Annotated in this window: 11 protein-coding genes; 9 read left to right on the plus strand and 2 right to left on the minus strand. The window is 49.6% G+C overall.

What is annotated here, in order from left to right:
- Window positions 1–34: 34 nt before the first annotated feature.
- Window positions 35–1,075, minus strand: a complete 1,041-nt coding sequence (locus tag ICW23_RS10195) for an oxidoreductase (protein WP_095241337.1) — start codon at window positions 1,073–1,075, stop codon at window positions 35–37.
- Between the two features lie 137 nt (window positions 1,076–1,212).
- Here ICW23_RS10195 and csoR point away from each other — a divergent pair, with 137 nt between their 5' ends.
- The 6 genes from csoR to ICW23_RS10225 all read left to right on the plus strand — a co-directional run bounded on the left by csoR (window position 1,213) and on the right by ICW23_RS10225 (window position 7,772).
- Complete coding sequence (gene csoR / locus ICW23_RS10200; RefSeq protein ID WP_013353610.1) at window positions 1,213–1,518, plus strand: copper-sensing transcriptional repressor CsoR; 306 nt, start codon at window positions 1,213–1,215, stop codon at window positions 1,516–1,518.
- 75 nt (window positions 1,519–1,593) lie between these two features.
- Window positions 1,594–1,800 (plus strand): copper chaperone CopZ, encoded by a 207-nt coding sequence (gene copZ, locus ICW23_RS10205; RefSeq protein WP_015240581.1) that lies wholly within the window; start codon window positions 1,594–1,596, stop codon window positions 1,798–1,800.
- A gap of 83 nt (window positions 1,801–1,883) precedes the next feature.
- A complete protein-coding gene (locus tag ICW23_RS10210) occupies window positions 1,884–4,313 on the plus strand; it encodes a heavy metal translocating P-type ATPase (protein ID WP_188154454.1) in 2,430 nt (809 codons plus the stop codon).
- 149 nt (window positions 4,314–4,462) lie between these two features.
- Window positions 4,463–6,574, plus strand: coding sequence for a heavy metal translocating P-type ATPase (locus tag ICW23_RS10215; RefSeq protein ID WP_188154455.1), 2,112 nt, complete (start codon window positions 4,463–4,465; stop codon window positions 6,572–6,574).
- Window positions 6,575–6,691: 117 nt separating this feature from the next.
- Window positions 6,692–7,363 (plus strand): disulfide bond formation protein BdbD, encoded by a 672-nt coding sequence (gene bdbD / locus ICW23_RS10220; RefSeq protein ID WP_188154456.1) that lies wholly within the window; start codon window positions 6,692–6,694, stop codon window positions 7,361–7,363.
- Window positions 7,353–7,772: a disulfide oxidoreductase gene (locus ICW23_RS10225; RefSeq protein WP_013353605.1), complete on the plus strand. Its 420-nt coding sequence runs from the start codon at window positions 7,353–7,355 to the stop codon at window positions 7,770–7,772. The genes bdbD and ICW23_RS10225 overlap by 11 nt, the downstream gene beginning before the upstream one ends.
- Window positions 7,773–7,805: 33 nt before the next feature.
- On the opposite strand, the gene ICW23_RS10230 is transcribed toward ICW23_RS10225, so the two are convergent.
- Window positions 7,806–8,606, minus strand: a complete 801-nt coding sequence (locus tag ICW23_RS10230; protein ID WP_060964275.1) for a zinc-dependent metalloprotease — start codon at window positions 8,604–8,606, stop codon at window positions 7,806–7,808.
- A gap of 226 nt (window positions 8,607–8,832) precedes the next feature.
- Between ICW23_RS10230 and ICW23_RS10235 the strand changes: the two genes are divergently transcribed.
- The 3 genes from ICW23_RS10235 (at window position 8,833) to ICW23_RS10245 (ending at window position 13,894) form a co-directional block, all read left to right on the plus strand.
- Window positions 8,833–9,441, plus strand: coding sequence for a trimeric intracellular cation channel family protein (locus ICW23_RS10235; RefSeq protein WP_016937932.1), 609 nt, complete (start codon window positions 8,833–8,835; stop codon window positions 9,439–9,441).
- Between the two features lie 153 nt (window positions 9,442–9,594).
- Window positions 9,595–11,910 carry an RNA polymerase recycling motor HelD gene (gene helD, locus ICW23_RS10240; protein ID WP_188154457.1) on the plus strand — a complete coding sequence of 772 codons (2,316 nt, stop codon included), beginning with the start codon at window positions 9,595–9,597 and terminating at the stop codon, window positions 11,908–11,910.
- Between the two features lie 175 nt (window positions 11,911–12,085).
- On the plus strand, window positions 12,086–13,894 hold the full coding sequence (locus ICW23_RS10245; protein WP_188154458.1) for an assimilatory sulfite reductase (NADPH) flavoprotein subunit: 1,809 nt from the start codon (window positions 12,086–12,088) through the stop codon (window positions 13,892–13,894).
- Window positions 13,895–13,906 lie beyond the last annotated feature (12 nt).

Raw genomic sequence — 13,906 nt, forward strand, 5'->3', positions numbered from 1 at the left:
AACCTCCCAGCTGATACGGCTGGGGGGTTTTTTATTAAAGTGCGATCGTCCGTTTTTGTTCGCTGCTTTTCATCACCGCTTCAATGACACGGATGACATCGATGCCTTCTTCCGCCGTAACAGGAAGCGGTTTTCCGTTTAAGATGCTGTCTGCCAGCCGTTTGTAGTACGTAAGGTAAGATCCGTTCTCAGAGGGGATTGTTTCTGTATGTCTTTTTTCATCCGCTGCGGTTGTCAGCTCACCGAAGCTGTCAGGGTCATCGGCGCCCCAGTTCTCGTCAATCGGCTTTTGGCCGGCTGAAAGCGCAGCTTCCTGTCCGTCCTTTCCGTATTTGATAAAGCTTGCATTCCGTCCGTGAATCTGATAGCGCGGGCCGCTTGCCGCATTCATGGAGCCGGATTGAAGAATAACCTGAAGCTTGCCGTAATGGAGGGCGGCCAGAAACCAATCGGCCGTTTCACTGTTGTCCCGCTGTTTCATCACATGTGCGGTGACGGATTCCGGCATTCCGAACAGCAGGAGTGTCTGGTCAATAATATGTGAACCGAGATCATACAGCGTTCCCGTGGCGGGTCCGTTTTTTTCGCGCCATCTTTCTTGTACAACCGGGTTGTATAGATCGTAGTTGACCTGATATGTATGAATGTCTTGAAGCGCCCCGTCCCGAATCAGCTTTTGAATCGTTAAAAAGTCATTGTCCCAGCGCCGGTTGTGATACACGCTCAGCAAGACGCCTTTATTTTCAGCCGTTCTTCTCAGCTCCTCCGCTTCTGCTGAAGTCGCCGTCATCGGCTTTTCCACGACGGTGTGTTTCCCCGCAAGGAGACATTTCATCGCTGATTCATAATGCATTCCGCTCGGTGTCGTAACGATGACGAGATCAATATCAGGGTCTCCGGTGATGTCTTCAATCGTGCGCACGGCTTCAGCCCCCGGCAGATCACGTTTGACCTCATCCGTTCTGGAGGTCATGACTTTTTTGATCTGATAATCATCAAGGACGTCCAAAAGCGGCGCATGAAAGACTTTCCCCGACAAACCATATCCCAATATGCCAACCTGTATCGTTTTCAATGAACTTCCCCCTCTTGATATGTGATAACAATATATACCCCGCGGGTGTACTGGTAAAACTTGTGTGTTGAAAATTTTTTACACCGGTTTTTCAAGTCTGTATAATGAAGATAACGAAGAAAAAAACGAGGTGGAAAATGGACAAACATACCGAACATCAATCGTTAAATCATAAAAGCGCCAAGGAAAAAGACCAGATTCTGAACCGGCTGAAACGGATTGAAGGCCAAGTCAGGGGCATTCAGAACATGGTGGAAAACGAACGATATTGCGTGGATATTCTCGTGCAGATTTCAGCCGTTCAGGCGGCCATGCAAAAAGTCGCGTTTCATCTGCTGGAAGATCACGCCCATCACTGCGTAGCCGGCGCCATTGAGAGCGGAAACGGGGAGCAGGCGATTGCCGAGCTGCTGGATGTCGTGAAAAAAATCGCGAAATCATGAAATAAAATGTTTTGAAATACCCTACAGGGGTATGGTAACATGAAGAAGAAAAAACAAGACGTGGAGGGAATCATCATGGAACAAAAAACACTGCAAGTCGAAGGCATGTCCTGTCAGCACTGCGTCAAAGCAGTAGAGACCGGAGTAGGAGAACTGAACGGAGTGACGGCGGTTCAGGTGAAATTGGAAGCCGGACAGGTGGATGTGACGTTTGATGAGAACAAAGTCTCTGTATCAGATATAAAAGACGCGATTGAAGATCAAGGTTATGACGTCGTATAAGGTTTATCGCGCTTCGGGAACGGGCGCGGTTTTCTTTTATGAAAATGATACCCCCCGGGGGTTTGTGAGAAGAGGTGAGGGCATTGAGTGAACAGAAAGAGATAACCATTCAAGTGGGAGGCATGACATGCGCCGCCTGCGCTTCAAGAATTGAAAAAGGACTGAAACGGATGGACGGCGTCAATGACGCTTCCGTCAATCTTGCGCTTGAGACCTCAAATATTTCCTATCAGCCTGACAAAATCGAAGCTGGCGCCATAAAGGATAAGATTGAAAAACTCGGCTATCACGTCGTGACGGAAAAAGCCGATTTTCAGATTGAAGGCATGACGTGCGCCGCCTGCGCCAATCGGATTGAAAAGCGCCTGAACAAAATAGAGGGCGTTGTGGGCGCGCCGGTGAATTTCGCCCTTGAAACGGTCTCCGTTGAATACAACCCTAAAGAAGTGGCACCGAAAGAACTGAAAGAGACCGTGGCAAAACTCGGCTACCGGTTAGAAGATAAGGAAGCGGACGGCCAAGACGGCGGATTATCTCAAAAGGAAAAAGAACAGCGTAAACAGCTGATCAGGCTGATATTTTCTGCCGTTCTCTCCTTTCCGCTTCTATGGTCGATGGTCAGCCATTTTTCTTTTACTTCTTTTATCTGGATGCCGGATATCCTGATGAATCCGTGGCTGCAATTCGCGCTTGCCACCCCGGTGCAGCTCGTCATCGGCTGGCCTTTTTATACGGGAGCGTACAAGGCGCTGAGAAATAAAAGCGCCAATATGGATGTTCTCGTTGCCCTCGGAACGACGGCCGCTTACGCGTACAGCCTGTACATGACGATTGCGTCTCTCGGGCGAAACGGCCATGCCGAGGGGCTTTATTATGAAACGAGCGCCATTTTGCTGACTTTGATTTTGCTTGGAAAACTTTTAGAGATGAAAGCAAAAGGCCGCTCATCAGAAGCGATTAAAAAGTTAATGAAGCTTCAGGCGAAGACGGCGGCGGTCGAGCGGGAAGGGAAGGTACAGGTGATTCCGATTGACGAGGTCCGGACGGGGGACATCGTATATGTGAAACCGGGAGAACGCGTTCCTGTCGATGGCGAAGTGATTGAAGGCCATTCCGCGATTGATGAATCGATGATTACGGGAGAAAGCATGCCTGCAGATAAGTCTCCGGGTAGCACCGTCACCGGGGCGACGATCAATGCAAACGGCTTTCTCAAAATCAGAGCGGTGAATGTCGGGAAAGATACCGCGCTTGCACACATTATTAAAATCGTGGAAGAAGCCCAAGGATCAAAAGCGCCCATTCAGCGGCTTGCGGATCACATTTCAGGCATTTTCGTCCCGATTGTGCTGGGATTGGCCGTGGTGACTTTTCTCATTTGGTATGTATGGGCGTCTCCGGGACAGTTTTCTGAAGCGATCGGCAAATTCATCGCCGTGCTTGTCATTGCCTGTCCGTGCGCCCTCGGGCTCGCCACTCCGACGAGCATTATGGCGGGTTCCGGCCGCGCAGCTGAATTCGGCATTCTCTTTAAAGGCGGAGAGCACTTAGAAAAGACCCAGCGTCTGACGACAATCGTACTGGATAAAACCGGAACGGTGACAAACGGCAGACCGGTGCTGACAGACGCCGTACCGGCAGCGGGAATGAACGAAGAGGAGCTCCTGCGGCTGGCGGCCGCCGCTGAAGCGGGATCGGAGCACCCGCTTGGAGAAGCCATCGTTTCAGGAGCCGAAAAACGCGGGATTTCCATTCCGAAACTAACCCGTTTCCAAGCCCGGATCGGTTCCGGAATCTATGCAGAGGCTGAAGGGAGAACGATTCTTGCCGGATCAAGACGGCTGATGGAATCGGAACACATTGAACATGAAGCATTGCTTCCGCACATGACCCGCTTGGAGGCGGAAGGAAAAACGGTGATGCTCATTGCGGCAGACGGCAAAGCGGCGGGGCTTATCGCAGTCGCCGATACGATCAAAGAAACATCTCAGGCTGCGGTGAAACGCCTGAAGGATATGGGCCTTGACGTCATCATGATGACCGGTGACAACCAAAAGACGGCGGAAGCCATTGCTAAAGCCGCAGGCATCAGCCGCGTGATTGCCGAAGTGCTTCCCGAACAAAAGGCAGCGGAGATTTCCCGGCTGCAAAAAGAAGGCCGGCGCGTGGCAATGGTCGGCGACGGCATCAATGATGCTCCGGCTCTGGCTGTGGCCGATATCGGGATGGCCATCGGCACCGGCACCGATATCGCAATGGAAGCAGCGGACATTACGCTGATCCGCGGAGACCTGAACGGCATTGCCGACGCCATCGGCATGAGCAGGCTGACTATGAGAAACATCAAGCAGAATTTAGGATGGGCATTGGGCTACAACACCATAGGCATTCCGATTGCGGCAGCCGGCTTTCTGGCTCCGTGGGTGGCAGGCGCTGCCATGGCATTCAGCTCGGTATCGGTTGTCCTTAATGCTTTGCGTTTACAGAAGGTGAAAAAAGACAAAATCGGCTGATGCCGGTTTTGTCTTTTTTATTGACACTTTATCCAAAACTTGCATATAATATAGAAAACAACTATATGAACATATGCTCATATATATAATTTCGTTTAGCTGTATTGATGTTATGGGAATCCTATTACGGAAAGTAGGGTGAGTCGAAAATGAAAGCAGCCAAAGGTGAATTTGTATTAGACGGACTTGATTGCAGCAACTGTGCAAAAAAAATAGAAAACGGCGTAAAAGCCATTGACGGCATCGACGGCTGTGCTGTCAATTTTGCGGCAAGCACCATCACGGTTTCGGCCGGGGGCAAAGATGAGCAATGGATGAAAGATGAAGTTGCAAAAAAAGTAAAGTCCATTGATCCTCATGTGACCGTCCGTTCGAAGCATGAAGACAAACCCGGCGAGGATGAATACCGCAAAAAGCTGCAGCTGATGCTAGTGAGATTGGCGGCGGGCGCCGTTTTGGCTGTCATCGCTTATTTCGCGCACGCAGGCGCCGTCCTTGAGTTTCTGCTCTTTTTTGCTTCATATTTGATCATCGGCGGCGATATCGTAGCCAGAGCGGGAAAAAATATTGTCCGCGGCCAGGTATTTGATGAGCATTTTCTGATGGCGCTTGCGACAATCGGCGCATTTATCATTCATCAGTATCCGGAAGGCGTCGCGGTCATGCTGTTCTACCAAATCGGTGAATTGTTTCAGGGAGCGGCCGTCAGCCGATCCAGAAAATCGATCAGCGCGTTATTGGACATCCGTCCTGAGTACGCCAATGTGAAAACGGAAAACGGCATGACTGCCGTTCCGCCGCAGGACGTTAAAGTCGGACAGGTCATCGTCGTGAATCCCGGAGAACGGATTCCGCTGGACGGAAAGGTGCTGAGCGGTTCCTCGATGGTTGATACATCCGCTTTAACGGGCGAATCCGTGCCGAGAAAAGCGGAGCCGGGGCAAGATGTGATGGCCGGATTTATGAACCAGAACGGCGTGCTTCATATTGAAACCTCTAAAGGATATGAAGACTCCGCCGTATCAAAAATATTGGATTTGGTCGAAAATGCGGCCGGACGTAAAGCGAAAACGGAAAACTTTATTACGAAGTTTGCCAAGTACTATACACCGGCCGTTGTCATTGTTGCGGTGCTTCTCGCCTTTTTACCGCCGCTTCTCGTGCCTTCAGCCGCGCTGTCCGACTGGGTGTACCGGGCGCTGATTTTCCTTGTGATTTCTTGTCCGTGCGCACTCGTCGTCTCCATTCCGCTCGGGTTTTTCGGCGGTATCGGAGCCGCGTCTAAAGCAGGGGTGCTCGTGAAAGGCAGCAACTATTTAGAAGCGCTCAATCAGGTGGCATACGCCGTGTTTGATAAAACGGGAACCTTAACGAAAGGCAATTTCGCCGTTACTGATATCAAGCCGGCGGCAGGATTTACACAAGACAGCCTGCTTCATGCGGCCGCGCTTGCCGAAGTCCATTCCAATCATCCGATTGCTTCATCCATCCGTGAGGCTTACACTCAACCGCTCGCGGCTGAGGAGATTGAAGAATATGAAGAAATACCCGGACACGGCATTCGGGTGAAAACCGGCGGATCAACGATTTTGGCCGGAAATCAAAAACTGATGGCAAAAGAACAAATCGCTTTCGGCACAGCTGAAAACAACGGAACCGTCGTTTACGTTGCCGTTGATCAGCAATATGCGGGGGCGATCGTGATCGCCGATGAAATCAAAGAGGACGCCAAACAGGCCATTGCCCGTTTAAAAGCGCTCGGCGTCAAACGGACAGTAATGCTGACGGGTGATTCAAAGCAGACCGGTGAAGCGGTCGGCCGCGAGCTCGGTATTGATGACGTGTATACAGAACTGCTGCCGGGTGACAAAGTAGACCGAGTCGAAGAACTCGAAGCGGCGCTTGCACCGAATGAAAAACTGATGTTTGTCGGTGACGGGATTAACGATACGCCTGTGCTTGCCAGAGCTGACATCGGAGCTGCCATGGGGGCTCTCGGTTCTGATGCCGCCGTAGAAGCGGCCGATGTCGTCCTGATGACAGACCAGCCGTCAAAAGCAGCCGAAGCCATCCGGATTGCACGCCGCACACGCCGGATCGTCTGGCAGAATATTGGATTTGCTTTAGGCGTAAAAATCATTTTTCTCCTGCTTGGCGCATTCGGATTCGCCACCATGTGGGAAGCGGTCTTTTCAGATGTAGGCGTCACGCTGATCGCCGTTGCCAACGCGATGCGCGTTATGAGAGTGAAAGCGGAATAATTGTCAAAGATAATTCGTTTTTCAGGGTTTTCTTAAACAAGGTTGTCTTGGTAAAATAGAGAAGCGGGCCATCCGGCATCCGCTTCTTTTTTATTTTAAAAACAATGAGGTGTCTGAGTGAAAAAGAAACAATCGTCTGCGAAATTTGCGGTGATTCTGACGTTAATCGTTGTCGTTTTATTTGCGGCCATCGTAATTATTAACAACCAAACAGAAAAAGCGGGCGAAACTGCCGCCGAACAGCCTTCCATTAAAGGACAGCCCGTGCTCGGCAAAGACAGCGCGCCTGTGACGGTAGTTGAATTCGGAGATTACAAATGTCCGTCATGCAAAGTATTTAACAGCGATATCTTTCCGAAAATCAAAAAAGATTTTATTGATAAAGGCGACGTGAAATTTTCATTTGTGAACGTCATGTTCCACGGAACAGGCTCGCGTCTGGCGGCACTTGCCTCAGAAGAGGTGTGGAAGGAAGACCCGGCATCATTCTGGGCTTTCCATGAAAAGCTGTTTGAAGAGCAGCCGTCAAGCGAACAGGAATGGGTCACGCCTGCATTGCTTGAAAAGACGGTCAAAAGCACCGCGAAAAAGGTTGATCCTGACAAGCTGAAGGAAAACCTTGATAAAGAAACCTTCACAACAGAGCTGAAAGCTGACACTGACCTGAATGATAAATTAAATATCACGGCGACACCGACGATTTACGTAAATGACAAAGTGATTAAAGACTTCGCTAATTATGAGGAGATTTCAAAAACGATTAAGAAAGAGCTGAAAAATGAAAAATAGAATCGTATTTTTATATGCTTCTTGGGTAATAGCTCTTGTTGCCATGCTCGGCAGCCTATATTTCAGCGAGATCAGAAAATTCATACCGTGCGAGCTGTGCTGGTATCAAAGAATTCTCATGTACCCGCTTGTCCTGATTTTAGGAATCGCCACCTTTCAGGGTGACACGCGCGTGAAAAAATATGTGCTGCCGATGGCCGTCATCGGGGCGTTTATATCGATCATGCATTACCTTGAGCAGAAGGTGCCCGGTTTCAGCGGCATCAAGCCGTGCGTCTACGGCGTGCCTTGCTCATCTGAATATATTAACTGGTTCGGTTTTATTACCATTCCATTCTTAGCATTGACGGCATTTATTCTCATTATTGTCTGCATGTGTTTTGTCAAAGCGGAACGCACGGCAAAATAAAGAGCCTGCTCCATGGGAGCGGCTCTTTTTCTATTATCTGTACCAAGCTTTGTTTGTCTCAATCTGTCTGTTATGGGAACTGTCCCAAATATCTACGGAATAGGCATAATCATAATTCATGACGCAGCGGATGCCGCTGCCTTGGGCGTCATGCTGAAGTCCGAAATTATGGGAAAACTCGTGCTGGGCCGCTTTCGCCGTGTTGGCCGTTCCTTGATCTAGGTTCACGCTGAAGGCCGGACCGCTCGGTTTGCCGTTATATACATACGCGATACCGCCGGCGTCAAAACTCGATTTTGCGGTAAAACCAACGACAAAATGATAATTTTGATTTCTGAAGCTGCTTTGGAGATTCGATAAAATCTGAGAACTGTTTGAGCCGGAGGAATTCCAGGCTTGCACGGCCTGTACGACAAAATCAATGTTATGATCACGGTTGAAGGCGACATCAGCCTGCTCCACGATCTGGACGATCCGCGTTTGCCAGTCGCTGTATTTGGCGCGGTATTCAGCGTCCGCCACCGCCAGCACTTTGACCTTCTGGGAGCCCGTGCTGGCTTTAGTTGAGGCTTTATCCTGATTGACATTGGCATCGAATCGTTTCGTGCCGACCTGCTTACCGTTTTCATCCAGAATTTTTGTATCAACCGTCTGTTCAATCTGAACCGGGCCTTTCAGATCTTTAAAATGATCGGCTTTCGGAAGCGGGTCCGTATACACCGTTTTGGCCGGCTCCGCATGAGTGTGCGAATGCGTATGGTTTTCGGCTGACGGCAGGCCGGGAATTAATCCGGCGGCCAATAAAACTGGAAAAACAAGTGAACTGATTTTCATCTTATAACCCCCCCTTTTTTGTTAAGAGAAGGTATTCAATGTAACTTCCAATAAACCTCCTAATATAGTATAAAATAGGAAAATATTCTCGCCTCCAGATATGCTGAATGCAGTTGTCCCGATTTTGGGATCAGAATCTTTCAAAAATAAGGTTGATTTTAAGAGAAAGCGATTATAAAATCTAATGGTCGTCAGAAAATTTAACAAATAAAAAGGAGCATATGGAATGGCCTGGGAGCTGCTTAGTGTAATCGGCATCATTGCGTTTGCGGTCAGCGGAGCGATTGTTGCGATGGAAGAGGAGTATGATATTTTAGGCGTGTATATCTTGGGGATTGTAACGGCGTTCGGCGGCGGAGCCATCCGAAACCTGCTGATCGGTGTTCCGGTCTCCGCCTTGTGGGAGCAAGGCGCATTTTTTCAAATCGCTCTCGCATCAGTTACGATTGTCTTTTTATTTCCGAAGCTGCTGTTAAGACATTGGAGTAAATGGGGCAACTTATCCGATGCCATCGGGCTTTCGGCGTTTGCCATCCAAGGCGCTTTGTATGCCGTGAAAATGGGCCATCCGCTCAGTGCAGTGGTTGCGGCCGCCGTGCTGACCGGAAGCGGGGGCGGCATCATACGGGATCTGCTCGCGGGCAGGAAGCCCCTTGTGCTCAAGTCGGAAATTTATGCAGTCTGGGCCGCACTCGGAGGATTAATCGTGGGCCTCGGCTGGGCCGGGAATGCCGCAGGTTTGTATGTGCTGTTCCTAGTGCTTGTGGCATGCCGCATCTGCAGTTATGTTTTCAGGTGGCGCCTGCCGATTCGTTCCTATCATATAGATCAGTAAAAAACCGATTTCATAAAAGAAATCGGTTTTTTTGCATAACGGATAAAAAAGACGCCCGATATGATAAGAAAAAGGGTATTTGACTATAATGATGAATAATATGTTTGTGTAAAGAAAGCCGGATTTGTCAGCTTGATGTCGGAGGTGCCGCTGATGGCAAAACGTGATGAAGAATGGAAAGAAGAGCAGGAAAGAATCAATTTTGTCATGAAGGAACTGGATCAGAAACAAACGCGTCTTGAAGCATCATCGGGCGGATTGAAGCAGGATATTGTCGGCCTGAGAAAAACGTTTTGGGATGATGTCACGGTTAATTTGGATGATGCCCATGAAGCGGCGGAAACATTTTCAAGCATTAAACAGCAGGCTGAAATACTTTCAGAACGTGAACGGACGCATCGGCTTCAATACCGGCAGCTTCAAAAAATCCAAAAGCTGAAAGCCTCTCCTTACTTCGGCCGTGTCGATTTTACGGAAAAAGGGGAGTCCTCTGCCGAGCAGATTTATATCGGGCTGACTTCTTTAATGGATGAAAACAATGAGCATTTTCTCATTTACGATTGGCGTGCGCCCATTTCATCTCTTTACTATCAATATTCCCCGGGAAAAGCCCGCTATGAAGTTCCGGAAGAAACGATAGAAGGGGACATCACACTGAAGCGGCAGTTTATCATTAAAAACGGGACGCTTAAAGCGATGTTTAACACGGATATGACGATTGGTGACGAAATGCTGCAAGAGGTGCTGAGCGGCCATTCCGGCCAGCATATGAAAAACATCGTGTCAACTATCCAAAAAGAACAGAATGAAATCATTCGTGATGAAAAAAGCAAATATCTCATCGTTCAGGGAGCTGCCGGAAGCGGGAAAACATCCGCGGCGCTTCAGCGGGCCGCTTACTTGCTGTACCGCGGGCGCGGTGTGCTTGACGCCCATCAGATAGTGCTGTTTTCTCCGAACATTTTGTTCAACAGTTACGTTTCCGCCGTATTGCCGGAACTGGGAGAAGAAAATATGGAACAGGCCACGTTTCAGGAATATATCGCCCGCCGGCTCGGACGAAAGTTTGAATGTGAAAGCCCGTACGAACAGCTCGAATATTGCCTGACCGAGCAGAACCAGGACGCCCTTTCCGTAAGACTCGCAGCCATTGCTTACAAAGCGTCACCAGCTTTCCAGGCCATGATTGACCGTTATGCCGGGTCGCTTTCGGTCTCCGGCCTGATATGTAAACAGATCAGCTTCCGGGGAGACATCCTGATTTCAAAAGAGCGGATTGAAGCCTATTTTTATTCGCTTGATAAGCAGCTGCCGATTCCGAACAGAGCGGAGCTGACGGCGGAATGGCTTCTTACGGAAATCAGCGCACTCGAAAAAAAGGAGCGTAAGAAGGAATGGGTGCTGCAGGAGAGTGAGCTGCTTGATAAAGAAGATTATGCGGAGGTTTATCAAAAACTTAAGAAGCAAGCGGCGGATGATGAACCTGCATTTGACGACCATCAGCGTGAACAGCGCCTGCTTGGCGCCATTATTGTCCGCAAAGCCTTTAAACCGATTAAACAGGCCGTCAGACAGCTCGGCTTTCTCGATATAAAACGGATGTACCTCCGGCTGTTTTCAGACTGGGGAGCTGATGAAAAGCCCGATCATTGGCAGAGCATCGGCACTTTAACCCGCAGCGCATTTGCAGAACGGTCGCTCCCGTATGAAGATGCTGCTCCGTATCTGTATTTGCAGGACCTGATAGAAGGAAAAAGAATAAACACACAAATGAAGCACGTTTTCATTGATGAAGCGCAGGATTATTCCTCTTTTCAGCTCACGTATATTCAAAGCATCTTCCCGGCTGCAAAAATGACGGTGCTCGGTGATGTCAGCCAGTCGATTTATGCACACACCATTACCGGTCCTTCTTCACTCGCCGGCTGCTTCCGCAATGGCGCAGAAAAGTATGTCAGCCTGAAGAGGACTTACAGATCGACGCGGCAGATTGTTGAATTTACGAAAGCGCTGCTGGCTGACGGTGATGACATTGAGCCTTTTAACCGGAACGGGGAAAAACCGCGGGTTCTGCGGGCGGATACTGAAAAAGAGCGCCGCGAGCAATTGACTCAAACAATACGGGAGCTCAGGCAAAAAGGCCGGGAGACGATCGCTGTCATCTGCAAAACGGCCGCGGAAGCGGAAAAAGTGTTTCAGACAGTCAGCGCCGGGAGCAGTGTCCGTTTGATCAATAAAGAAAACCAGCCTTTTCAAAAAGGGGTATGCGTCATTCCCGTGTATTTGGCAAAAGGCATTGAGTTTGACGCCGTCATTGTCGCTGACGCCTCTGCTGCTCAGTATAAAAGCGGGCATGACCGCAAGCTTTTATATACGGCCTGCACGCGGGCGATGCATCATCTGACCATGCTGTCTCCGGGAGAACTCTCTCCTTTTATAAACGAAGTGCCCGCCGGCTTATTCGTGTAAGCCCTTTGCCCAAGTGCAAAGGGCTTTTTATCATTAGTAATCTTAATCATTATCATCATGATTATATATTTTACTTACACACAAACTTTCGGTAAAGTTTCAATTAGAATATTATTTTGACAATTCCTATAGAAATAACGTACGTTACGTTTAATTCCTTGTGAGGTGGATATCGTTGCAACTTCAGGTCATGAACAGTCCGTTTAATCAGGAGCAGGCAGAGCTCCTTAACCGCCTTCTGCCGACCTTGACAGAATCACAGAAAATCTGGCTGAGCGGTTATTTGGCTGCGGCCCGGCCCGAGTCCGGTGAAGCAGCCGCACCCGCTCCCCAGGCTGCGGCAGAAAGCCCGGCAGTCTCGAAAGAAGTGACCGTATTATACGGATCGCAAACGGGAAATGCGGAAGGTCTTGCGAAACAGACGGTAAAGACGCTTGAGGAACGGGGATTCCAAGTCACCGTCGCGTCGATGAACGATTTTAAGCCGAATAATCTGAAAAAAATAAACAATTTACTGATCGTGGTGAGCACGCACGGAGAGGGCGATCCGCCGGATAACGCGCTGGCTTTTCATGAATTTCTTCACGGCAGACGCGCGCCGAAGCTTGAAGCGCTCCGTTTTTCCGTTTTGGCGCTCGGGGACAGCTCGTATGAATTTTTCTGCCAGACCGGCAAAGAGTTTGACGAGCGTCTTAAAGAGCTCGGCGGCACGCAGCTTGCGCCCCGGGTTGATTGCGATCTTGATTATGATGAACCGTTTTCAGAATGGCTTGATGCGGTTATCGGCGGCCTGAACGAAGGTGCGGGAAACCAAACAGCCGAAGCGCCTGCCGAGACGCCTGCTCTCGGTGAATCCGTTTATTCCAGAACGAACCCGTTTCGGGCGGAGGTTCTTGAGAACATCAATCTGAACGGGCGCGGTTCGAATAAAGAAACACGCCATCTGGAGCTTTCGCTTGAAGGTTCCGGTCTCGCGTATCAGCCCGGGGACAGCCTCGGCATCTATCCGGAAAATGATCCGGCGCTTGTGGATGAGCTGATCAATGAGCTGAAATGGGACCCAAAACAGGAAGTGGCGGTGAATAAGCAAGGAGAGACCCGTCCGCTGAAAGACGCGCTCACTTCTCATTTTGAAATTACAGTGTTAACAAAACCGCTCTTGCAAAAGGCCGCACAGTTTACGACTGACAAAAAGCTGAGTGAACTTCTGGCCGAAGGAAATGAAGAGCAGGTGAAAGCATACATCAACGGCCGTGACCTGCTTGATCTCGTCCGGGATTTCGGTCCGTGGGAAGCGTCCGCGGAAGACTTTCTTTCCATCCTGCGTAAAATGCCGGCCCGGCTCTATTCGATCGCAAGCAGTTTAGAAGCGAATCCGGAAGAAGTGCATCTGACAATCGGAGCGGTCAGATATGACGCGCACGGCAGAGAACGAAAAGGCGTCTGCAGCATTCTGTGTGCGGAAAGACTCCAGCCGGGAGATACGCTTCCGATTTACATTCAGCACAACCAAAACTTCAAGCTGCCGGAAAACCCGGATACACCGATTATTATGGTCGGGCCGGGGACAGGCATCGCGCCGTTCCGTTCCTTTATGCAGGAACGTGAAGAAACCGGTGCTGAAGGGAAAACATGGCTGTTTTTCGGAGATCAGCACTTTGTCACTGATTTTCTGTATCAGACGGAATGGCAAAAATGGCTGCAAAACGGTGTACTTACAAAAATGGACGTCGCTTTTTCCCGGGATTCGGAGGAAAAAGTATATGTGCAGCACCGTATGAAAGAACAAAGCAAAGAGCTGTATGAATGGCTGCAGCAGGGAGCCGCCGTATACATCTGCGGTGATGAACAGCATATGGCGCATGACGTGCACCAGGCGCTTCTCGATATCATTCAGGAAGAAGGCGGCATGAGCCGTGAAAAAGCGGAAAGCTTCCTGGCAGACATGCAGCAGAAAAAACGCTATCAGCGTGACGTATATTGATTTTGGTTTGAA

The sequence above is a fragment of the Bacillus sp. 1021 genome (genome assembly GCF_014534735.1).
GTDB lineage: Bacteria > Bacillota > Bacilli > Bacillales > Bacillaceae > Bacillus > Bacillus siamensis.

Excerpts from the sequence above, each read along its gene's own strand:
- ICW23_RS10230 (WP_060964275.1), bottom strand. The coding sequence starts at position 8,606 with ATGAAAATCAGTTCACTTGTTTTTCCAGTTTTATTGGCCGCCGGATTA.
- helD (WP_188154457.1), top strand. The coding sequence starts at position 9,595 with ATGGCAAAACGTGATGAAGAATGGAAAGAAGAGCAGGAAAGAATCAAT.
- csoR (WP_013353610.1), top strand. The coding sequence starts at position 1,213 with ATGGACAAACATACCGAACATCAATCGTTAAATCATAAAAGCGCCAAG.
- ICW23_RS10235 (WP_016937932.1), top strand. The coding sequence starts at position 8,833 with ATGGCCTGGGAGCTGCTTAGTGTAATCGGCATCATTGCGTTTGCGGTC.
- ICW23_RS10225 (WP_013353605.1), top strand. The coding sequence starts at position 7,353 with ATGAAAAATAGAATCGTATTTTTATATGCTTCTTGGGTAATAGCTCTT.
- ICW23_RS10215 (WP_188154455.1), top strand. The coding sequence starts at position 4,463 with ATGAAAGCAGCCAAAGGTGAATTTGTATTAGACGGACTTGATTGCAGC.
- copZ (WP_015240581.1), top strand. The coding sequence starts at position 1,594 with ATGGAACAAAAAACACTGCAAGTCGAAGGCATGTCCTGTCAGCACTGC.